The following is a 20,634-nucleotide window of genomic DNA, read 5'->3' on the forward strand; positions in this document are numbered from 1 at the left end:
GGTCCTCCCTCAGAATGAAAAGTTGATCGAAACGCTGGCGTTGCGGCCCGGCCGGGTGAAGGCCGAGGTGATCGTCGATGTGGCGGAAAGGCCGCGCACGTCCTGCCAGTAGGCGTAGGTCTCGTCGGTCAGGTTGAAGATGCCGGCGCGCAGCTTGAGCGCATCGGTAATCGCGACGAAGGCGGTCGCGTCGAGCACGGTGAACGCGTCGGGGCGATAGCAATCGCCGGTGCACGTGCCGGTCGTCTCGTCCAGTTCCTTGCGCGCATGGTGGATCGCGGTCAGGTTGATGCCGAAGCGCCCTTGCGGATGGCGGTATCCGATACCCGCCACCAGATTGAGCGGATCGATGGTCGATAGCGGCTGCGGCGCGGCGCCCGGCGACAGGATGTCGCCATCGGCATAGGCGATCGCGAAGTTCGCCGTCAGGCCGTTATCGGCGCGGTAGGATGCCTTGGCCTCCGCCCCCTTGATCTCGACCGCGTCGAAATTGACGTACTGGTATTGCGCCGGGTCGGCGGGGGTGAACGATCCGCCCACGATCTGCTGGCTGATGAAGTCGTCGTAATTGGCCTTGAAGCCAACCACCTGCAGCGAGACCGCATCGCTCGAAAAGCGAATGCCGCCCTCCCAGCTCTCGCTGGTTTCCGGGCCGAGGTCCGGGTTGGGCAGCGAGGTGTAGCCGTAGGCGAGGTTCTCGAAGAAATTGTTCACCTGATAGGGCGTTGGCGCGCGGAAGCCTTGTGCGTAATTGGCGAAAAGCAGGGTGTTCTCGGCCAGCTTCAGCGTGACGCCCAGCTTGGGCGACAGGCGGTTTCCGCTCTGGGCCGATCCGGTGAAGCTGGGCAGCAGCGGATCGTCGGTCGGCGAGAGGTCGTAGAAGTCGAACCGCACCGCAGGAAAGATCGTCAGCCGGTTGTCGAACAGCGCGATCTCGTCGGCGAGGAAGATCCCGCCCAGCGTGAAGTCGGTCGCGGGGAAGGCGCGCGAGGGGAAGACCTCGCCTGCGGGCGGCTCGGTCCCGTCGCGCAGGCCCTCCTGCCGGGTGAAGCTGACATCGCCGCCGAAGGCCAGCACATGGCCGATCGCGCCGGTCGAGAAGACCTTGCGCGCCTCGGCCACGCCGCCGAAGACCTCGTTCTCGAAGGTGTTGAGCCGTTCGCGATCGGGGCGCGGGGTGGCACCGACGGGGGAGCGGTCCTCGTCCGCGAACTGCACGTCCTTGCCCGTCTGATAATAGGCCGCGACATGCGCGTAATCGACCGCGCCACCGCCGCTATAGGTCCAGTCGAGTGAGACGCGCTTGCGGCTCGTCGTGTCGTTGGCGGTCAGGTCGTCGACGATCCAGCTGGGGGAGGGGCCGAACAGGAATTGCGGGCCTTGCCCGGTCAGCACGTCGGTGAACAGCGCGCTGTCGAGGTACTCGCCCGTGAGGCGCAGGCGGTGCGGCCCCTGTTCCCACACTAGCTTGCCCAGAAACGCGTCGGACTCGCCATCCTGCGGGTTGGGCAGCGTGCGCGCCTCGCCGAGCCCGCCGACCGTGGCCTTGTTCTCCAGCTCGTGGAAATCGCGGCGGGTGTAGGCGAGCATCGCGGAGAACGCGCCGCTCTGCCCGGCGAGCGCGACGGTTTCGGAGAATTCCTCGTCAGCGCTCGAATAGGAAGCGCTGGCGAAACCGCCGAAAGCATCGGTGCCGATCAGGTCGACCGGATCGCTGGTGGTGAAGCTGACCGCGCCAGCCAGCCCGTCACTGCCATAGAGCGCCGATGCGGGCCCGCGCAGGATCTCGACCGACTTGACCAGGCTGACATCGGTATAGCCGCCACGGCCCGCTTCCTGCGCGCCGAAGGTGAAGCCCTGCGGCGTGCGGATGCCGTCGACCTGGATCAGCACGCGGTTGCCGCCGATCCCGCGGATCACGAAATCCTCGTTCCGCGCGCGGCCCAGCGTGCCCAGCGCCGCCCCGAAGCGGGCAGGAGCGCGGCGGACGGAGACCCCCGGTTCGTAGCGGACCAGATCCTTGATGTCGGTCACCATGTCGTCGGCAATGTCCTCGGCGTCGATCACGGTGACGGTGGCGGGCACATCCTCGATAGCGAGCGGAGTGCGGGTTGCGGTGACGACGATCTGTTCGCCTTCGCCAGCCGCCTGCGCGGCCTCTTCGCTACCGGTGGCGGCGTCCTCCGCATGGACCGCGCCGGGCAGGGCGGATGCGCCCAGCAAAAGCGCGATACGGAAAGTGTGGTCCCTCATAGCGATCCCTTTTGTTGCAATTGATTCGCGATAGCTCCGCCTAATGAGAAGGGTTCGCAATTACAACCGCTGTATGTCGAGAGTCTCGTCTTGGCTGGGGATCGACGCGGCGCTAGGCGAGCGGCATCAGTTTCATCGAAGGGATGCGGATCATGAAAGCGACCATCTGGCACAATCCGAAATGCGGCACTTCGCGCAAGACGCTTGCGATCCTTGAGAGCCTCAAGGCGGTCGACCTCACCGTGGTCGAATATCTCAAGGAGCCGCCGACCCGCGACAAGCTGGCCCAGCTGTACCGCGATGCCGGGATCACCCCTGCCGAAGGGCTGCGCACACGGGGCACGGACGCCGAAGAGCGCGGCCTGCCCGATGCCGATGCGGACACGATACTGGATGCGATGGTCGCTGACCCGATCCTGATCGAGCGCCCGCTGGTCGAGACGGAGAAGGGCGCACGCCTGTGCCGCCCGCAGGACCGGGTGCTGGAAATCCTCTGATCTGAAGGGGCTTGGCTAGCCCGGGTACGTGCGGAGCGACCTAGTCGTCCGCGCGTGCCATCAGCGCCTCGTCGCTGTCGAGCCGGGTCCAGCCGATCACCATCACCGCCACGCAAAAGCCGATGATCGCGGCGAAACCTATCCAGTCGCTATGGCCGTACAGCCACACGCCCAGTGCGGGCGCGTAGATGTAGCTCGCGCCATTCACGCTGGCGACCTTGCCCGAAACCTGCCCCTGCTCCGGACGGCTGACCGCAAGCGACATGCCCGAGGTGAAACCGGGGCGGAACAGGCCGAAGCCGAGCGCGGCGACGGCAAAGCCAAGCGCGATTCCGTGAAGGTCGCCCGCCGTGCCGAAGATCGCCGCGCCAACCACGCTCAACGCCATGCCCGCCAGTGTCGAGACGCGCGGGCCGAGATGCAGAATGGGGATCAGCCCCCATTGCGCCAGCAGGGTCGCCACCGCGCCGATCATCAGCACGATGCTGACCGGTCCGGCACCCGCCAGCGGATCGTCGCGCAGGCCCAGCCGGTCGAGCACGAGGAAGCCCGCGATACCCAGCATCATCGCCTGCGCGTGGCCGCCCAGCAGCCCCGCCAGCAGCCACGGGCGAATGCGCTTGTCGGCCCATTTCAGAGCCGGTGCTTCGGCAGGCATGGACGTGTCCTGCCCGGGGGGCGTATCCGCGTCCTCGTCCGACGGCTTGTCGGTCGCATGGCGGCCTGCGCCGCTGCCGCCATAGGGCGCATCGAAGGCCAGCCCACGCGCGGCGAAGCGCGGCTCGTCATTGGGCAGGCGGAGCCGCAGCGCGACCATCGCGACGATCCCGATCAACGCGAAGGAGAAGAACGGGCCGGTCAGCCCCACCAGCGGGAAGATCAGCAAGGGGGCAAGAGCGGGGCCGATCACCGTGCCGAGCCCGAAGCTGGACGAGATGAGCGACAGCGCCTGCGTGCGCTCGGCGCGCGGGGTGCGGCTGGCGACATAGGCCTGCACTGCCGGCGGCGCGGCGGAACCCAGCAGCCCGTAGAGCGAACGGCACAGCGCAAACAGCAGCAGGGTCAGCAGCGGGGTCAGCCAGCCCGCAAGGCCGATCCACAGCACCGCGCCGCACAGGCCCATCGAGGCGACGAAGCCCGCGAGGCCCAGCCCCATCATCGCCTTACGGCCGCGCCTGTCCGACCGGCCTGCCCAGTAGGGGGCGAAGATCACCCAGAGCAGTGCGGACCAGCTATAGGCCAAACTGATCCACACGTCCGCAACGCCCAAGGCCGTGCCGATCGAGGGCATGACCGATTGCATCGCGGTGTTGCCCGCCGCCGAGACCAGCACGACGGTGAACAGCAGCGCCATGCGCCCGCGCGGGATGCCCTGATGGTCTGGCGGAGCCGGTGGGCTCAGAAGGGAATTCTCGGAAGCGGAGGGGGGATTGTCGGCCATTACGGCGCGACGCTAGGCCGCGCGCGCGCAGGTGGCAATCGGCGCTCCCCCATAAAGGCTATTCGAAGGTTTCGCCCATGCTTTCCGCGCTCGGCCCGGCGAGCTGGCGGTGAACTGCGGCGAGGACGCCCAGCATCAGCACGATGACGACCGCATTGACCGCCGAATTGATCAGCCCCGAACCGATCAGCATGACTTCCTCCCCCATCAGGCCGAAGACCAGCATCACGATCATGCCGATCACTCCGCTGACGACCACGAGGGCGATGAAAAGCAGCAGGTAGAAGAAGAACAGCCGCACCGAATTGCCCTTGGTCAGCCGCCACGACCGCAGCAGGGCGGTGAGGGGGTTGTAGACCTTGTCGATCGCGATGACCGGCGCGAGCAGCGAGAACTTTACCATCAGGTAGATGAAGGCGACGAACAGCAGGAGGCCCAGGATCACTGCCAGCGCGGTGATTTTGCTTGCGATTGCGACCCCCATCAGCACGCCCCCGATCACGCCCACGCCGATATACAGGATGATCGTCGCTGCGATCGAGGTGAGGAAGCCGATCGCGCCGACTGCGATCGCCTGGCCCACGGTCGGGCGGTTGTCCGCCCGCAGCAGCGCCAGCAGCGCGAGCGTGCCGACCGTCTGCGCCACCACCAGCAGCAGCATGATCCACCAGATGTCCGCGTAAAATGCCATCACCTGATCGAATGCCGCGGACGGATCGTTCGAATTGGGCTCGACCGTGAAGTTGGCCGTCTCCGGCATCAGCAGCGCGAAGGCGAGATAGGGCAGGAAGAAGAACACCCCCGCCACGGTCGCGACCACGCCCAGATTGGCCTGAATCAGGCTGAGCGCTTCGGTCCACGCGCGATTCATGTCGAGTTTCATTGGCAACCCCCTTGTGTGCGGCTCTTGATAAGCGCCGGGTCATGGGCCACGCAAACGAAAATGGCCGGACTTGAACAGATCGAATGGCACGTCGCCGCGCAGCAGGTGCCCTATCGCGAGGCGCTGGACCAGATGGAGGCGCGCAACGCAGCGATCGAGCGGGGCGAGGCGCGCGAGCTGATCTGGCAGCTGGAGCATCCCCCAGTCTACACCGCTGGCACCAGCGCTGTGGCGAGCGAGCTGCTCGATCCGCGGTTCGAAGTGGTCGAGGCGGGGCGTGGCGGGCGCTACACCTATCACGGCCCCGGCCAGCGGGTGACCTACACACTGCTCGACCTGCGCAAGCGCGGCAAGGATGTGCGCCGCTTCGTCCATTCGCTGGAAGGATGGGTGGTGGAGACGCTCGGCGGGCTGGGGGTGGAGTGCTGGACGGTGCCCGAACGGGTCGGCATCTGGACCAAGGGGCCCGATGGGCGCGAGGCGAAGATCGGCGCGATCGGTGTGCGCGTGCGCCGCTGGGTGACGATGCACGGCTTTGCGGTCAACCTGTCGCCCGACCTGTCGCACTTTACCGGAATCGTCCCCTGCGGGATCGACGAGTTCGGCGTCACCAGCCTCGCCGATCTGGGGATCGCGCTTGCACCGGAGGCGTGGGATGAGGCATTAAAGGCCACCGCGCCCACGTTTCTCGAGGCGCTCGAACGACAGGATGCGTCATGACCCGCAGGATTTTGGCCATTGGTGCAAGCGCTTTGCTGCTCGCCTCGTGCGGGGGAGGCAAGGATGCCGCCGAATCAAAAGAAGCCGAGGATACCGGCCCGCAGGGCGAAGTGCTGGGCGGTACGATCACCGACTCGATGTTGCCGGTGGTGATGGTCCAGTCGCAGTCGCCCAAGCGCGGCGGCGAAGATGGTGAAGAAGGCGAGGATGGCGACGCCTCCCAGGATGGAGCGGACGACGCCGAATAGCGCCGCCCGCTCGCAGATCATTGCGCCTGCTCGCGGCGCGCCGGGTCAGGCGCTCGCCGCAGCTTCCTCTTCCAGCGTCGGATAGTCGATGTAGCCCGCTTCGCCCGGCAGATACCAGCTTTGCGGCACGTTGACGTTCTCTGCCAGATGCGCACCCTTGGCGATCCGGGTGGGCAGGTCCGGGTTGGAGATGAAGGGCCGGCCGAAGCTGATCGCGTCGGCACGCCCGCTTTCCACATCCTTGGCGGCCTCCTCCGGCGTGTAGTCGCTGTTGAGGACCAGCGGGCCTTTGTAGATGTCCCGGATAAGCGCATCCTGCTGCGGCACGTCGGTCGCGCCGAAGGTGCCGTTCGGCCCGGGCTGGCGCAGTTCGAGGAAGGCGACCTTGCGATCTTCCGCCACCTTCGCTGCTGCGCCGAAGGTTTCCGCCGGATCGGGATCGTCCGCGCCTTGCGTCTCGCCATTGGGCGACAGGCGCAGGCCCACCCGGTCCGCGCCCCATGCGTCAATCAGCGCGTCGAGTACCTCGCCCAGCAGGCGGGCGCGGTTTTCTGCCGAACCGCCATATTCGTCTTCGCGCAGATTGGTGCTGCGACGCAGGAACTGGTCGATCAGGTAGCCATTCGCGCCGTGCAGCTGCACCCCGTCGAAACCGGCAGCCTTCGCGTTCTCGCCCGCCTTGCGATAATCTTCGACCACGCGCTTGATTTCGTCGATCGAAAGCGCGCGTGCCTGTACGTGGTCCTTGCGGCCCGTGGGGGTGTGCGCGTGGCCCGGCGCGGTGGTCGCGCTGGCGGATACCGGCGGATTTCCGCCAAGGAAATCGGGGTGAACAATCCGCCCCATGTGCCACAGCTGCAGGACGATCCGCCCGCCTTCCTCGTGCACGCCGTCGGTGATCGGCTTCCAGCCCTCGACCTGCTCGTCGCTCCAGATGCCCGGCGCGTTCGGCCAGCCGAGCCCTTCCACGCTGATCCCGGTCGCTTCGCTGATGATCAGCCCGGCGCCCGCGCGCTGGCGGTAATAGGTTTCCATCATCTTATTCGGAACGAAATTCGGCGGGGTCGCGCGGCCGCGCGTCAGTGGCGCCATCAAAATCCGGTTGGGCGCGGTGATCGCGCCGAGGCGGATCGGCTGGAACAGGGCGTCGTGCATGGAGGTGTTCTCCTTATTTGGTTGACCCGTGGGCGTCGGGCGGAGTTAGGGGCGCGCCATGGCCACGACAAGCAACGCGCATGAAAGAACGCCTTTGCAGGGGGCAAGCCAAAACCCGCGCGCGCTGCACTGGGCGGCGCTGATCGCGGGCAATGTGGCGCTCGCGCTCGGGCCGTGGTCGGTCCGCCTGGCGGACAGCGGCCCGGTGTCTGCGGGCTTCTGGCGGCTGGTACTGGCGTTGCCGATCATCTGGCTGATTGCGCGCAGTGCGCGTCAGCCTGTGCTGGGCGTGCCGCGCCGCACCGCATGGCTGGTCGCGCTGGGGGCGGTCGCCTTCGCGCTCGATCTGGCCAGCTGGCACATCGGGATCGAACATACCCGGCTGGGCAACGCGACGCTGTTCGGCAATGCGGGCAGCATCGTGCTGCTGTTCTGGGGCATCGTGATCGCGCGGACCATGCCCGCGCGGGCCGAGTGGGCGGCGATCGTGCTGGCGCTGGGCGGCGCGGCCATCCTGCTGGGGCGCAGCGCACAGATCAGCGCGGATACCCTGATGGGCGACCTGTTCTGCATCACCGCCGGGATGCTTTACGCGATCTACCTGCTGTGCCTGCAGGATGCGCGCAAGGGGCTGGGCGGGTGGAGCCTGCTGGTGCGGGTGTGCTGCATCGCCGCGCCGGTGCTGCTGGCGGTGGCGCTGTTGCGCGGCGAGCCGGTGTGGCCGCACGACTGGCCCCCGCTGATCGTGCTCGCGCTGCTGAGCCAGGTCGCGGGGCAGGGCCTGCTGGTCTTCGCTCTGCGCGCCTTCCCGCCGATGATAATCGGCCTGGCGCTGCTGATGCAGCCTGCGGTGGCGGTACTCTCCGGCTATCTCGCGTTCGGCGAAACGCTCGGCCTGCTCGATCTCGTCGGCATGGCGATGGTTGGCGCGGCGCTGGCGGTCGCGCGTGCGCGGGTCGGCTGACACCCTATTTGGGGTGGTCTTCCAGCCGCTTGCGGAACAGCGCGAAGCGGGCCTCCACCTGCTCCAGATCCGGACCGGTGAGGGAGGCTTTTGCCTGGCGCATCAGCTGGTCCGCCTCGTCGCGGATGTTCTTGTGGCGCACCGGATCGGTGATCGTCACAGCGGCGCTTTCTAGAGAATCAAACATGACCGCGGCTGCCGGCGGACTGGTCGCCGCAGCAGACCGGATCGTGCCGAAGCCGCGCCCGAGATAGTGGCTGAAATCGTCCGCCATCGGCCGCAGCGGGCGTCGCCCGTCCTCGTCGGGTTCGCCCACCGACCAGTTCAGGTCGCGCTTGCCCAGTTCGGCGGTGGCCGCGCCGATCCAGTGCAGCGCGGAGATAGCCGTGAAAGGGTCGTTGATGCCGGGCGACAGCGCGCGCAGCCCGATCTCGACCAGTTCGTCGATCATGAAATGCAGATCCTGCGCCGGGGTCCGCGCATCGCCCAGCGCAATGCACTCGCGCACCTGCTCGTCGCAGGCATCGTCCGGCTTTTCGGACCAGTACCCGATGGCGACCGAGGGGTGGCAGAAATCGCCGGTCCGCACCGCCAGTTGCAGTTCCGACCCGCTCTTGCGCGCAACCTTGAGCAGCTCGTTCCAGTTGATCACCTGGATGTAGCCGGTGCGCGAGGCAAATACGGGCGTGCCCTCGCGCACCTCGCCTTCCACGCGCGCCTTCATCGGTTCGTCGAAATTGTCGCGGATCGCGTTCAGCAGGCGGCGACCGATCCCTTCCAGCACCGCATTGATCCTGATCGAGGAGGGCACGTGGTTGAGGAAATAGACCAGCACCATGACCGAGACCGCCATCAGCACGTAGGCGATCAGCAGCGACAGCTGGGGCACGAACCCGTCGCCTTGCGAGGTCAGAACGCCCGATTCATCGGGCATCCGCACCGACAGAAGCACCGTGATCGCGTAGACGAAGGTGCCGATGAAGGTCGCCAGGCTCAGCTGGTTGCCGCGATCTTCCATGAAGTTGGTCAGCAGCCGGGGGCCGTAATTGCCGCTGGCATAGGCGACCGCCGCAATCGTAATCGAGAAGACGGTGGACGCCACCCCGATCATCGAACTGGCGATCACGGTCAGCATGTTGCTGGCCCCCTGGGGCCGGGCGGGGGGCAACCAGTTGAGATGATCGACCCACTCGGTAAGGCCCCGCCGGTCAAGCTCCACCGTCAGCATCGCCAGGAGCAGGGTCGAGATCGCGAACAGCCCCGGGAAGAACCAGTAGCTAGCGTTGATATCGCTCCATAATTTTTGAAATCTGGCGATCATCTGGGGTATTTCACTCCGGTTTGGTGGCGAAGTTAGGGACTTTGCCCGCGTGTGTCTCGCAGCGAAACGGGAATGCGCAGATTATCCTTACCAGAATTGCGCTGCGGCAGGCTTCCTGCGATTGGACGCGGGCATGGCGGGGCCGGATTTCCCGCCCTCTGAAAGGACACACATGGCTGCCCCGATCGCCGATCCCACTGTTGCAGAGCCGCAGATTGCTCAGGCCGACGCAGCGATCTCGGCCATAGAGAACCTCGTCACCCTGACCAGTCAGCAGTACCATCTGGGTTCGTTAATCCTTATGGTTAGTTACGCGGCGTTCTTCGCGTTCATTCTGTTCTTCCTGATGAGCGTGCAGAACCTCGCACCGCGTTATCGGCTGGTGCCGATTCTCTCGGCGGTGGTGATGGCGAGCGCGGGGCTGACCCTGCTGCAGGAATTCGGGCTGTGGAAGGAGAGCTATGCCTACGTCGACGGTCTGTATCGCCCGCTGGCGCAGAACGACAGCTTCTCCAACGCCTATCGCTACGGCAACTGGACGATCACCGTGCCGATCCTGCTGGCTCAGCTGGCGATCGCGATGGGGCTTCGCCAGGCGGAGGTGCATCGGCGCGCGCTGCGCATGGCGGTGCCCGGCGTACTGATGATCTGGACCGGCCTCTACGGCCAGTTCGGCGCGGTTGGCGATTTCTCGCATCTTAACCTGTGGGGTGTGATTTCGTCGATCTTCTTCCTGTGGCTGATCCTGGAAGTGCGCCAGACGCTGATCGCGGGGCTGGCGACGACGCCCGACATCCTGAAATCCTGGCCCAGCAACCTGTGGTGGTTCTTCCTCGCCAGCTGGGGCCTCTATCCGCTTGCCTATGCCCTGCCGCAGCTTGGCGCGACGGGCGATCTGGTGGTTGCGCGTCAGGCGATCTATTCCTTCGCCGATATTGCTTCCAAGCTGATCTACGGCATCATTCTCGCCCGCTTCGTCCTGCGGCGCAGCGCCTTCGAGGGCTATATGCCCGCCGCCGAAGCGCTCGCCCCCACGCCGGACAAGCCCAATACCGGCGGGCCCGGATTACGACGCGCTCCCTGACAGCAGCACGTCATGCGAGAAGGGCCGGGGAAGTGGATCTCCCCGGCCCTTTTTCGTGTGTAAGATGTTCGGCTGGCGGTGTCAGTCGATCGTGTCGAGATCGCCCTTGCCGATCGTGCCGCTGGCCATTTCCAGCATCTTGTCGAGGCTCTGCTTGGCCTGCAGGCGCAGGCCTTCCTCGATCTCGATCCGCGGCTCGAGGTCGCGCAGCGCGGTGTAGAGCTTTTCCAGCGTGTTGAGCGCCATGTAGGGGCAGATATTGCAGTTGCAGTTGCCGTCTGCGCCCGGCGCGCCGATAAAGGTTTTCTCCGGCAGCGCCTTTTCCATCTGATGGATGATGTGCGGCTCGGTCGCGACGATCAGCTTGTCGCCCTCGAACGTCTCGGCGAATTGCAGGATGCCGCTGGTCGAGCCGACATAATCCGCATGCTCGACGATCGCCGCCGGGCACTCGGGATGCGCCGCGATCGGTGCGCCGGGGTGCTGGGCTTTCAGCTTGAGCAGTTCGGTCTCGCTGAAGGCTTCGTGCACGATGCACACGCCCGGCCACAGCAGCATGTCGCGGTTGAACTTGCGGTTGAGATAGCCGCCCAAGTGACGGTCCGGGCCGAAGATGATCGGCTGGTCTTCGGGAATCTGCTGGAGGATCGTCTCGGCCGAAGAGCTGGTCACGATCACGTCCGACAGAGCTTTCACCTCGGTCGAGCAGTTGATGTAGGTCAGCGCGATATGATCGGGATGCGCCTCGCGGAAGGCCTTGAACTTTTCCGGCGGGCAGCTGTCTTCAAGGCTGCAGCCCGCGTCCATGTCGGGCAGGACGACGATCTTTTCGGGGCTCAGGATCTTGGCCGTGTCGGCCATGAACTTGACCCCGCAAAAGGCGATCACGTCCGCATCGGTCTCCGCCGCCATCTGGCTGAGCTGGAGCGAATCGCCGACGAAATCGGCCAGATCCTGGATTTCGGGCCGCTGATAGTAATGCGCCAGGATAACCGCGTTGCGTTCCTTGCGCAGGCGCTCGATCTCGGCAAGCAGGTCGTCGCCGGTCGGCGGGCGGGTCTGGTCGTTCATGGTCTAGTGGGCCCCGGTCGTTCGTGTTGGGTGACGCATATAGGACGAACGGGCCCGCGCGCGAGTGTGTTCCTCGCAAAAGCGCATCGGGGGCCTGCGAAGCAGGCTCGCCGAGAGCGAAGATGGCCAGCTTGCCTTGCCCCGGGGGCGTGGGGATGCAAGAGCGCACCTCTATGACCGATCCCGTATTGCAAGAAGCCGCCGACAATCCCTCGCAGTGGCGTCTGGTCGCCAATCGCCCGGTGTTCTTCGGGTCGGCGATCCTGATCGTGGCGTTTGCGCTGTTCGGGGCGCTTTTTTCGGAGACGGCAGGGCAGGTATTCGATCGCCTGCAGGCGCTGATCGTGGCCGATTTCGGCTGGTTCTACATCCTCACCGTGGCCGGTTTCCTGATCTTCATCGTGTTCCTAACGGTCAGCAAATACGGCGACATCAAGCTGGGCCCGGACTGGAGCGAGCCGGAATACAGCCACCTGTCGTGGTTCGCGATGCTGTTCAGCGCCGGCATGGGGATCGGGCTGGTGTTCTTCGGCGTGGCCGAGCCCATGCTGCATTATGCAGAGCCACCGCGCGGTGATCCGCTCAGCGTCGATTCCGCGCGGCAGGCGATGGTGCTCACCTTCTTCCACTGGGGCGTGCATGCCTGGGCGATTTACGCGGTGGTCGGGCTGTCGCTGGCCTATTTCGCGTTCCGGCGCGGCTTGCCGCTGACCCCGCGCTCCGCACTCTATCCGCTGCTGGGCTCGCGTATCCACGGGCCGATCGGCCATGCGATCGACATTTTCGCGGTGCTGGGCACCATGTTCGGCGTTGCGACTTCGCTGGGGCTGGGCGTGCTGCAGGTCAATGCGGGCCTCGCCTATATTGCAGGCGTCCCGCAATCGGCTGGCATCCAGATCGCGCTGATCGCCGGGATTACCCTGCTGGCGACGCTGTCGGTCTATCTCGGGCTCGACAAGGGCGTGAAGCGCCTGTCCGAATTCAACATCGTGCTCGCGGTGATCCTGCTTGGCTTCGTGCTGGTGACCGGCTCGACGATCTTCCTGCTGCAGGCCTTCGTGCAGAATACTGGGGCCTATCTCGGCCAGGTGGTGGAGCGCACCTTCCGCCTCTACGCCTATGAGCCGAACGACTGGCTGGCCAACTGGACGCTGTTCTACTGGGGCTGGTGGATCGCGTGGTCGCCCTTCGTCGGCATGTTCATCGCGCGGATCTCGCGCGGTCGCACGATCCGCCAGTTCGTGCTCGGCGTACTGGTGGTGCCGGTGCTGTTCACCTTCCTGTGGATGACCGTATTCGGCAACACGGCCATTTCGCTCGACATGGCAGGCGTCGCGCCGCTCGCCCAGGTGGTTCAGGACAACCTGCCCACCGCACTCTTCGCGACCTTGGCCGAGCTGCCATTGTCGTCGATCACATCGGTTGCGGCTACGCTGCTGATCGTGACCTTCTTCGTCACTTCGGCGGATTCGGGCGCGCTGGTGATCGATACGATCACCAATGGCGCGGCAGAGGCGCCGCCGGTGTGGCAGCGCGTGTTCTGGGCGATTTGCGCGGGCGCAGTTGCGGCAGTCCTGCTGGTCGCAGGCGGTCTGCAAGCCTTGCAGACGGCCGCCATCGCAAGCGCGCTGCCCTTTGCGGTGGTGATGATCTTCATCTGTTACGGCCTGCTCAAGGCGCTGGCGATGGAGCATGCCGGCGGTGTGCCCGATTACGGTGTGCTGCCCAGCCAGCCGCTCGACCCCGAGATCAGCTGGAAGAAGCGCCTGTCCACCATCACCGGCTCGTTCCGCAAGGAACAGGTGGCCGAGTTCCTCGAACAGAAGGCCTTGCCCGCGCTGGAAGACGTGGCGGCGGAAATGCGCCGCCGTAGTCTGGCCCCCGAACTCACCCGCGATGGCGGCGACGTGCTGCTATCGGTCCCGCATGGCGAACACGGCACCTTCAGCTACGAAGTGCGCGCGCGCTCCTTCCGCCCGCCGAGCTTCGCGTGGGCCGAAGCGCATCGCCCCGGCGACGAGAACAAGCGCCATTTCCGGGCGATGGCGCGCAGCTCCGAAGGCGGCCATCCGCTCGATGTGACGGGGTACACGACCGAACAGCTGATCGGCGACCTGCTCAACCGTTACGAGCATTTCCGCCACGCGCGGCGGCTGGCCTGATCGCCGCGCGCTGGCAGTTAGCGGTCAGCGAGTGGAGGTCTTTTCGGCAGTTTTGGTCGCCGCCTTGGCGGGGGAACCCAGCTTCCTGGGCGTATCGCCGTCGAAGCTGACCTCCACCGTGATCCCGCGATAGCCTGCCGCGGCGAGCGGCACGGCGATGTTCTGCTGCACGGCTGCGCGGGCAGAGGCGCGTGCGAGTTCCATCAGCGCCGGGCTGCGCGCGCTGTCGAGCGCCTCGCGCTCTGCGATCTGCGTGTTGTTGCGGCTCAGATCGTCTTCCGCATCGCGCGTGATCCATAGCCCCTCGCGCATGTACTTCGCGCGCGCTTCATCCAGATTGGGCTTGCTCAGCTCGAGCGCGGGTAGCCGCACGTCCATGGTCTGCGTTTCCGCGTTCCATGACAGGCGCGATCGGTCCATCTTCGACAGATCGACGGAGTAATCCACCCGCGCAGGGATCACCGCGATCTGGCGGCTTTGCAGCGCCCCGAAAAAGCGGCTGTCCTTACTCGCGACGACCGGCGCGAATTCGGCGGTGAACACCACCAGCCGGTTCTGCTTCTCGAACGAGACCAGCGTGGTGCCGATCGGGTCGCCCATCCGGTTGGGGCCGTAGGTACGCCAGCCAATCCATGCGATCGCGGCGAGCAGCAGGATCACCAGAAACCACGGCAGAAACGGCGGGCGTGCCTTCTTGACCGGTTTTGCGTCCTTCGCTGACGCTTCATGCTCGACGGCGGTCTCGGTCTGATCGTCACTCACAGGCATTCGTCTCCACTAAAGGGCGGTCCATCGCTCTTCAGAACGGTTAACCATGTCGCGCCGTTCCAGATCGATGAGGTGGGCGTGAACCGACATTTGCGCGGCCTTCTCCAGTCGCGGATCGAGCCCCTTGTACATGATCGGGATGAACTCAGGCAGACTCCGGGGGCCATCGGCCAGCACCTTCAGGATCTGGCGCTCCCGCTGACGGCGATGCCCGAGCATCGAGCGGACCAGTTGCTGGGGCGTTTCGACCGGTGCGCCGTGGGCGGGATAGTAGACCCGGTCCTCGCGGCTGTAGAGCTTGTCGAGGCTTTCGAGGTAATCCCCCATGTCGCCATCGGGCGGCACGATTACGCTGGTCGACCAGCCCATCACATGATCGCCGGTAAACAGCGCGCCGCTTTCCTCCAGCGCGAAGCACAGGTGGTTGGAGGTGTGGCCCGGCGTGTGGACCGCGCGCAGCGTCCAGCCGTCGCCCGAAACGGCCTCGCCGTCTGAGAGAACCCGCTCTGGCTCGTAGGTGGTGTCGAATGACTCGTCGAGACGCGGGCCGCTATCCGCGATCACCAGCTTTGCGCAGCCCATCACCGGGGCGCCCGTACGCTCGGCGAGCGGGGTGGCACCGGGCGAGTGATCGCGGTGGGTGTGGGTGCACAGGATCGCGGAGATGCGCGCGTCGCCCGCTGCGGCGAGGATCGCGTCGAGATGCTCTGCCTCGTCAGGGCCGGGGTCGATCACCGCCCGATCCGAACCGTGGCCGACCAGATAGGTCTGCGTCCCGGTGAAGGTGTAGGGCGAGGGATTGGGCGCGAGCACTCGGGTGACCAGCGGCTCGGGCTTTTCGGGCGTGCCGGTCGGCCATGGGCGGGGCGGAATCTGAACCATCGCCATTGCATATGGGCACCGCGCTGGCGCATGTCACGCCGCAGATAATCGAGAGAGGTCAGCCTTGAGCGAACATATCCTGGTGATCGACGCCGGAACCACCTCGACCCGCGCGATCCTGTTCGGGCGCGACGGCGCGGTCGCGGGCACTGCGCAGGCCGAGATCACGCAGCACTTTCCGCAGCCCGGCCGGGTCGAACACGATGCGCAGGAAATCTGGCAGGCGAGCCTCAATTGCGCGCGCCGCGTACTCGGCAACCGCCCGCCCGAAAGCATCGCCGCGATCGGGATCACCAACCAGCGCGAGACGGTGGTGGCGTGGGACCGCGAGACGCTGAAGCCGCTCGCCCGCGCGATCGTCTGGCAGGACCGGCGCACCGCGGATGTTTGCCGGCGGCTTCGCGACGAGGGCCGCGAAGAGCCGGTCCACAAGAAGACGGGCCTGCTGCTCGATCCCTATTTCTCCGCCACCAAGATGCGCTGGATGCTCGATAACGTCGATGCGGTCGCACAGGCGCAGGAGGCCGGGCGGCTTGCCTTCGGCACGGTCGAGAGCTGGCTGGTCGCGAAGCTATCGGGCGGGGCCCATGTCAGCGATGCGAGCAATGCCAGCCGCACTCTTCTGTTGCCGCTGGGCGAAGCGGGTTTCTCGCCCGATCTGTGCGATCTGTTCGGCGTGCCGCACGAGGCGCTGCCGCAGGTGGTCGACACGCATGGCGAGATCGCCCGTACCGATCCCGAACTGTTCGGCCGCGCGATCCCGATCTGCGGGCTGGTCGGCGATCAGCAGGCGGCGACGATCGGCCAAGGCTGCCTGTCGGAGGGCGAGATCAAGGCGACCTACGGCACAGGCGCTTTCATCCTTGCCAATCATGGAACCCAAATCCCGCATTCCGAGCATCGCCTGCTCTCAACCGTGCTCACGCAGAACGACGGCCAGCGCACCTATGCGATCGAGGGCTCGGTGTTCGTCGCGGGCAGTCTGATCCAGTGGCTGCGCGATTCACTCGGTCTGATCGACAGCGCGCAGGAAACCGAAGCGCTGGCCCGATCGGTCGAGAATTCGGGCGAGGTGGTGATCGTGCCTGCGCTTGCAGGGCTGGGTGCGCCGCACTGGCGGGCCGAGGCGCGCGGGCTGATCGCGGGCCTCAGCTTCTCCACCGGCAAGGCGCATATCGTGCGCGCCGCGCTCGAATCGATGTCGTGCCAGACCTACGATCTGGCGACCGCCTTCGCTGCCGACGGCGCACGCTGGGAAAGCCTGCGGATCGACGGGGGGATGAGCGCGAACGACTGGCTGGCGCAGGATATTGCGGACATCCTGAACATCGCGGTCGAGCGGCCGCGGTTCGTCGAGACCACGGCACTGGGCGCGGCGGTCGCGGCAGCGACCGGGGCCGGCTGGTTCGCCGATCTTCAGGGTGCGGTCGAGGCGATGCGCGGCCCGATCGACCGGTTCGAACCGGAGATGGACGAGGGCGTGCGCAAGGAACGGCTGGAGCGCTGGGCGCAGGCGCTCGCGAACGCGTGAGGCCGCGCGGCTAGCCTTGCGCGAACTGACGCTCGAGTCGCTCGTGCAACTGGCCGCAGGAGGGCTGGCTATTGCTGCGCGCCATGCGATATTCCGCATCGATCCGCGCGACCCGGGCATGCAGACGCTGCGTCTGGGCGACCAGCGCTCTGGTCGACAGGTCGAGCATGTCCATCAGTTCCGCGCTCGGCGCGCGGTCGGGCGGCAGCTGGGTGTGCCGTTCCCATTGCAGGTCGCTCATCTGCCCGGCGAGGAAGGCGCGATGATTGAGCAGCCAGGCGAGCACATGCATGATCCGGGTGGTCGCCTTGAGCCCCTCGCATTCGAGTGCGCGCCGCAGCGGCAGGTCGATCGGCATCAGTTCGGTCGCGGCGGGGACGAAGGCCGTACGCACCTCATCGGCGAGCACGTTGGCCTCGCAGTAGAGTTCCTCGATGATCAGAGCGGTGATATCGACCGTGTGCTGCATGAGGGTGTCGCCTAAGCCGTTCGGGCTGCTGCGATAAGTGGCCCGCACCAGCCTGTCCCGCGAAGGGGCGGGTGCAACGTAGATGTGCATATCTCCCGCAGGAATCTTGCGCGCCCGTGCAAACAGGCGTGCGCCCCGGGCAAGCGCTCAGGCGATGATGTCGGGGATAAGCTCGTCCTCGATCGCCGCCATCCGGTCGCGCAGTTGCAGTTTGCGCTTCTTGAGGCGTGCGATCTGCAATTGATCGGGCGATTCCATTGCCGACAGCGCGGCAATCGCCGCGTCGAGGTCGCGATGCTCGATCCGCAATTGTTCGAGCCGTTTGCGCAATTCCGCTTCGGTCACGCGAGACGTTCCTCATGGTCGACAAGTGGTAGCCGGCAGGCGATCCGACGCACGCAACGCCGGTTTAATCGCATTGCCTCATAACACCCCTTCGCAGGAATGCGATTGTGTGGTTTTATCCGATTGCGATGGCGGGCAGGCCCAAGCGATCGCGAGGGCCTTTTTCCCCGCCATTAGCGGATGCTCGTCCCCCGGCGAGCAGCTTCGATGACCAAGGAGAAGAGGCATATGAACGCTTCGCACATCACCGCCCTCAAGACCAAGCATGCCACGCTCGACGAGGCGATTGCCGAGGAAATGCGCAAAGCCGCGCCCGATGATGCGACGATCCGAACCCTCAAGAAACAGAAGCTGCAACTCAAACAGGAGATGGGTGGCAGCTGACCGCGATCTAAAAAACGGTCAACCATTTCCCCTGCGCGCCGCAATAGGCTAGTCGCTTGCATATGAAAGCGACAGCCGCGGCGCGACAGATCCTGACCGGCCTCCATGCGTTGATGGCGACGCGCCTGTCTGCGCAGGAAAAACTCGACCGCACGGTGGAACTGGTGGGCGAGGCGCTCGATAGCGAGGTCTGCTCGATCTACCTCCTGCGCTCGGGCATGCTCGAACTGTTTGCCACCCGCGGGCTGAACCAGTCGGCGGTCCACGTCACCCGGATGACGGTGGGCGAGGGGCTGACCGGCACGCTGGTCGCGAACGGCGAGACGCTGAACCTCGCGCAGGCCAAGGCGCATCCTGACTTCCAGTACCGCCCCGAAACAGGCGAGGAGAAATTCTCCAGCTTCGCAGGCGTGCCGATCGTCTATCGCGAACGGGCGGTGGGTGCGCTCAACGTCCAGCACGTCGATCCGCGCCGGTACGAGGATGTCGAGATCGAGGCGCTGCAGACCACCGCGATGGTGCTGAGCGAGCTGATCGTGAATGCCGAGCTGATCGACGAACGCTCGGCAGACGAGGCCGCGCCCGAACGCAGCGGCCCGGCGCAGCTTTCGGGGCTGGCGCTGGTCAAGGGGCTGGCGAGTGGCACTGCCGTCTATCACCAGCCGCGCATCACGATCGACAAGGTCGTTGCCGAGGATACCGAGTTCGAGCGCCAGCGGGTCTATCGCGCGTTCGAGCGGATGCGCGAACAGATCGACCAGATGGGCCAACAGGCCGAATTCGGCGCAGGGGGAGAGACCGACGAGGTGCTCGCCGCCTACAAGGCGTTCGCCTACGACGAAGGGTGGAGCCGCCGGATCAACGAAGCGATCGACGCAGGGCTTACCGCCGAGGCCGCGATCGAGCGCGTGCAGCAACGCACCCGGATGCGGATGCGCGAGATCGACGATCCGCTGCTCGCGGACCGGATGCACGATCTGGAGGATCTGTCGAACCGCCTGCTGCGGATCGTCGCGGGCCAGATGGGCACGGCTGCGACCACCGGCCTCAAGAACGACACGATCCTGATCGCCCGCAACCTGGGGCCTGCCGAACTGCTCGAATATGACCGGCGGCGGCTCAAGGGCGTGATTCTGGAAGAGGGTTCGCTGACATCGCATGTGGTGATCGTCGCGCGGGCGATGGGCATCCCGGTGCTGGGCCGCGTGCGCGGTCTGCGCGGCATGATCGGCGAGGGCGATCACATATTGCTGGATGCGGACGCAGGGGTCGCCCATGCGCGTGCTCAGCCGACGATCGTGGAAGCGTTCGAGGCGCGCTTCGCAAAATCCAAGGAACGCCGCGCAGCCTATGCCGAGCTGCGCGATGTCGAACCGTTTACCCGCTGCGGCACCCGCATTCAGGTGATGATGAATGCCGGCCTGCGCGATGACCTGACCACGCTGTCGCTGGTCGGTGCGGACGGGATCGGGCTGTTTCGCACCGAGTTCCAGTTCCTCGTCGCGGCCACTCTTCCGGGGCGCGAGAAGCAGACGCGCTTCTACAAGGATGTGCTCGACGCCGCGGGCGACAAGCCGGTGGTGTTCCGCACGGTCGATATCGGGGGCGACAAGGCGGTCCCCTATGTGTCGAGCGACAGCGGCCTGCAGGACGAGAACCCGGCGATGGGCTGGCGCGCGCTGCGGCTCGCGCTGGAACGCGAAGGCCTGTTCAAGGCGCAGGCGCGCGCACTGATCGAAGCGTCGGGCGGGCGCACGCTCAGGGTGATGTTCCCGATGGTCTCGGAACCGTGGGAGTTCGACGCGGCGCGCAAGGTGTTCGAGGAACAGCGCGAGTTTCTTCGCAAGCACAAGCGGATCAGGCCGCCCGAAGAGATAGAGTACGGGGCGATGATCGAGGTGCCTTCGCTGGTCGAAGTGCTCGACATGCTGGTGCCCAAGGTCTCGTTCCTCTCCGTCGGGACCAACGACCTGACCCAGTTCCTGTTCGCCGCCGATCGTGCGAACCCCAAGCTTGCGGCGCGATACGACTGGCTGAGCCCGTCGATCCTGCGCTTTCTCAAGCGGATCGTCGATGCGACCACCGGCCACGAGGTGACGCTGGGCCTGTGCGGCGAGATGGGCGGTCGCCGGCTGGAGGCGCTTGCGCTGCTGGGGCTGGGCTATCGCCGACTGTCGATCACGCCGGTCTCCGTCGGCCCGATCAAGGAGCTGATCCGCCAGATCGACCTCGCCGAAATCGGGGCTTTCATGGCCCAGCTGACCGCCCAGCCGCCCGCCGATACCCGCGCGGCAATCACGCAGTGGGCGCAGGAGCGCGGGATCGAAACCGACTGACCGTGTCTCGCTTGCGAGAAAAGGCCCGGAAATCATGCCATCCGGGCGTTGGCTTCGGGCACGAAGGCCGCTAGACCGGGCGCGTGGCAACCGGGGGCAGCTGGGGCGCGCCAAGGATGG

Annotated in this window: 19 protein-coding genes; 9 read left to right on the forward strand and 10 right to left on the reverse strand. The window is 65.9% G+C overall.

The window, feature by feature from the left end; all coding sequences use genetic code 11:
- Positions 1-9: 9 nt before the first annotated feature.
- Positions 10-2,253 (reverse strand): TonB-dependent hemoglobin/transferrin/lactoferrin family receptor, encoded by a 2,244-nt coding sequence (locus VO57_006825; GenBank protein XBL71042.1) that lies wholly within the window; start codon positions 2,251-2,253, stop codon positions 10-12.
- Positions 2,254-2,405: 152 nt separating this feature from the next.
- Here VO57_006825 and arsC point away from each other — a divergent pair, with 152 nt between their 5' ends.
- The gene (gene arsC / locus VO57_006830) at positions 2,406-2,750 is read left to right on the forward strand and encodes an arsenate reductase (glutaredoxin) (protein XBL71043.1); all 345 of its coding nucleotides are present in this window, start codon (positions 2,406-2,408) and stop codon (positions 2,748-2,750) included.
- A 40-nt stretch (positions 2,751-2,790) separates the two neighbouring features.
- Here arsC and VO57_006835 read toward each other — a convergent pair whose 3' ends face one another.
- Entirely contained in the window at positions 2,791-4,191 is a 1,401-nt protein-coding gene (locus tag VO57_006835) for an MFS transporter (protein ID XBL71044.1), read from the reverse strand.
- A 58-nt stretch (positions 4,192-4,249) separates the two neighbouring features.
- Positions 4,250-5,074, reverse strand: coding sequence for a glycerophosphoryl diester phosphodiesterase membrane domain-containing protein (locus VO57_006840; GenBank protein XBL71045.1), 825 nt, complete (start codon positions 5,072-5,074; stop codon positions 4,250-4,252).
- 60 nt (positions 5,075-5,134) lie between these two features.
- Here VO57_006840 and lipB point away from each other — a divergent pair, with 60 nt between their 5' ends.
- On the forward strand, positions 5,135-5,794 hold the full coding sequence (gene lipB, locus VO57_006845) for a lipoyl(octanoyl) transferase LipB (GenBank protein XBL71046.1): 660 nt from the start codon (positions 5,135-5,137) through the stop codon (positions 5,792-5,794).
- Entirely contained in the window at positions 5,791-6,042 is a 252-nt protein-coding gene (locus tag VO57_006850) for a hypothetical protein (protein ID XBL71047.1), read from the forward strand. The genes lipB and VO57_006850 overlap by 4 nt, the downstream gene beginning before the upstream one ends.
- A 45-nt stretch (positions 6,043-6,087) precedes the next feature.
- Here VO57_006850 and VO57_006855 read toward each other — a convergent pair whose 3' ends face one another.
- Positions 6,088-7,197, reverse strand: coding sequence for an alkene reductase (locus tag VO57_006855; GenBank protein XBL71048.1), 1,110 nt, complete (start codon positions 7,195-7,197; stop codon positions 6,088-6,090).
- A 58-nt stretch (positions 7,198-7,255) separates the two neighbouring features.
- On the opposite strand from VO57_006855, the gene VO57_006860 reads away from it, so the two are divergent.
- Positions 7,256-8,161, forward strand: coding sequence for a DMT family transporter (locus VO57_006860; GenBank protein XBL71049.1), 906 nt, complete (start codon positions 7,256-7,258; stop codon positions 8,159-8,161).
- A 4-nt stretch (positions 8,162-8,165) separates the two neighbouring features.
- On the opposite strand, the gene VO57_006865 is transcribed toward VO57_006860, so the two are convergent.
- Positions 8,166-9,482: a DUF2254 domain-containing protein gene (locus tag VO57_006865; GenBank protein ID XBL71050.1), complete on the reverse strand. Its 1,317-nt coding sequence runs from the start codon at positions 9,480-9,482 to the stop codon at positions 8,166-8,168.
- 172 nt (positions 9,483-9,654) lie between these two features.
- On the opposite strand from VO57_006865, the gene VO57_006870 reads away from it, so the two are divergent.
- Positions 9,655-10,566, forward strand: coding sequence for a bacteriorhodopsin (locus tag VO57_006870; protein ID XBL71051.1), 912 nt, complete (start codon positions 9,655-9,657; stop codon positions 10,564-10,566).
- Positions 10,567-10,647: 81 nt separating this feature from the next.
- Here the strand turns inward: VO57_006870 and nadA are convergent, their stop codons facing one another.
- Positions 10,648-11,637 (reverse strand): quinolinate synthase NadA, encoded by a 990-nt coding sequence (gene nadA / locus VO57_006875; protein XBL71052.1) that lies wholly within the window; start codon positions 11,635-11,637, stop codon positions 10,648-10,650.
- Positions 11,638-11,810: 173 nt separating this feature from the next.
- On the opposite strand from nadA, the gene VO57_006880 reads away from it, so the two are divergent.
- Entirely contained in the window at positions 11,811-13,799 is a 1,989-nt protein-coding gene (locus VO57_006880) for a BCCT family transporter (GenBank protein ID XBL71053.1), read from the forward strand.
- 24 nt (positions 13,800-13,823) lie between these two features.
- Here VO57_006880 and VO57_006885 read toward each other — a convergent pair whose 3' ends face one another.
- Both VO57_006885 and VO57_006890 read right to left on the reverse strand, forming a co-directional pair.
- Entirely contained in the window at positions 13,824-14,561 is a 738-nt protein-coding gene (locus tag VO57_006885; GenBank protein ID XBL71054.1) for a DUF4230 domain-containing protein, read from the reverse strand.
- Positions 14,562-14,576: 15 nt separating this feature from the next.
- Positions 14,577-15,449: an MBL fold metallo-hydrolase gene (locus VO57_006890; protein ID XBL71055.1), complete on the reverse strand. Its 873-nt coding sequence runs from the start codon at positions 15,447-15,449 to the stop codon at positions 14,577-14,579.
- A gap of 64 nt (positions 15,450-15,513) precedes the next feature.
- Here VO57_006890 and glpK point away from each other — a divergent pair, with 64 nt between their 5' ends.
- Positions 15,514-16,980 carry a glycerol kinase GlpK gene (gene glpK / locus VO57_006895; protein XBL71056.1) on the forward strand — a complete coding sequence of 489 codons (1,467 nt, stop codon included), beginning with the start codon at positions 15,514-15,516 and terminating at the stop codon, positions 16,978-16,980.
- A 10-nt stretch (positions 16,981-16,990) separates the two neighbouring features.
- Here glpK and VO57_006900 read toward each other — a convergent pair whose 3' ends face one another.
- The gene (locus VO57_006900) at positions 16,991-17,449 is read right to left on the reverse strand and encodes a DUF1465 family protein (protein XBL71057.1); all 459 of its coding nucleotides are present in this window, start codon (positions 17,447-17,449) and stop codon (positions 16,991-16,993) included.
- Positions 17,450-17,596: 147 nt separating this feature from the next.
- Positions 17,597-17,794 (reverse strand): DUF465 domain-containing protein, encoded by a 198-nt coding sequence (locus VO57_006905; GenBank protein XBL71058.1) that lies wholly within the window; start codon positions 17,792-17,794, stop codon positions 17,597-17,599.
- A gap of 228 nt (positions 17,795-18,022) precedes the next feature.
- Between VO57_006905 and VO57_006910 the strand changes: the two genes are divergently transcribed.
- Both VO57_006910 and ptsP read left to right on the forward strand, forming a co-directional pair.
- A complete protein-coding gene (locus tag VO57_006910) occupies positions 18,023-18,178 on the forward strand; it encodes a DUF465 domain-containing protein (protein XBL71059.1) in 156 nt (51 codons plus the stop codon).
- Positions 18,179-18,240: 62 nt separating this feature from the next.
- A complete protein-coding gene (gene ptsP, locus VO57_006915) occupies positions 18,241-20,514 on the forward strand; it encodes a phosphoenolpyruvate--protein phosphotransferase (GenBank protein ID XBL71060.1) in 2,274 nt (757 codons plus the stop codon).
- Positions 20,515-20,634: the final 120 nt, after the last annotated feature.

Source organism: Citromicrobium bathyomarinum, assembly GCA_001306305.2.
Taxonomy (GTDB): Bacteria; Pseudomonadota; Alphaproteobacteria; order Sphingomonadales; family Sphingomonadaceae; genus Alteriqipengyuania; species Alteriqipengyuania bathyomarina.

What these genes read in the sequence shown, in the direction of transcription:
- VO57_006825 (XBL71042.1), bottom strand. Translation starts at nt 2,253, where the DNA reads ATGAGGGACCACACTTTCCGTATCGCGCTTTTGCTGGGCGCATCCGCC.
- arsC (XBL71043.1), top strand. Translation starts at nt 2,406, where the DNA reads ATGAAAGCGACCATCTGGCACAATCCGAAATGCGGCACTTCGCGCAAG.
- VO57_006835 (XBL71044.1), bottom strand. Translation starts at nt 4,191, where the DNA reads ATGGCCGACAATCCCCCCTCCGCTTCCGAGAATTCCCTTCTGAGCCCA.
- VO57_006840 (XBL71045.1), bottom strand. Translation starts at nt 5,074, where the DNA reads ATGAAACTCGACATGAATCGCGCGTGGACCGAAGCGCTCAGCCTGATT.
- lipB (XBL71046.1), top strand. Translation starts at nt 5,135, where the DNA reads ATGGCCGGACTTGAACAGATCGAATGGCACGTCGCCGCGCAGCAGGTG.
- VO57_006850 (XBL71047.1), top strand. Translation starts at nt 5,791, where the DNA reads ATGACCCGCAGGATTTTGGCCATTGGTGCAAGCGCTTTGCTGCTCGCC.
- VO57_006855 (XBL71048.1), bottom strand. Translation starts at nt 7,197, where the DNA reads ATGCACGACGCCCTGTTCCAGCCGATCCGCCTCGGCGCGATCACCGCG.
- VO57_006860 (XBL71049.1), top strand. Translation starts at nt 7,256, where the DNA reads ATGGCCACGACAAGCAACGCGCATGAAAGAACGCCTTTGCAGGGGGCA.
- VO57_006865 (XBL71050.1), bottom strand. Translation starts at nt 9,482, where the DNA reads ATGATCGCCAGATTTCAAAAATTATGGAGCGATATCAACGCTAGCTAC.
- VO57_006870 (XBL71051.1), top strand. Translation starts at nt 9,655, where the DNA reads ATGGCTGCCCCGATCGCCGATCCCACTGTTGCAGAGCCGCAGATTGCT.
- nadA (XBL71052.1), bottom strand. Translation starts at nt 11,637, where the DNA reads ATGAACGACCAGACCCGCCCGCCGACCGGCGACGACCTGCTTGCCGAG.
- VO57_006880 (XBL71053.1), top strand. Translation starts at nt 11,811, where the DNA reads ATGACCGATCCCGTATTGCAAGAAGCCGCCGACAATCCCTCGCAGTGG.
- VO57_006890 (XBL71055.1), bottom strand. Translation starts at nt 15,449, where the DNA reads ATGGTTCAGATTCCGCCCCGCCCATGGCCGACCGGCACGCCCGAAAAG.
- VO57_006900 (XBL71057.1), bottom strand. Translation starts at nt 17,449, where the DNA reads ATGCAGCACACGGTCGATATCACCGCTCTGATCATCGAGGAACTCTAC.
- VO57_006910 (XBL71059.1), top strand. Translation starts at nt 18,023, where the DNA reads ATGAACGCTTCGCACATCACCGCCCTCAAGACCAAGCATGCCACGCTC.
- ptsP (XBL71060.1), top strand. Translation starts at nt 18,241, where the DNA reads ATGAAAGCGACAGCCGCGGCGCGACAGATCCTGACCGGCCTCCATGCG.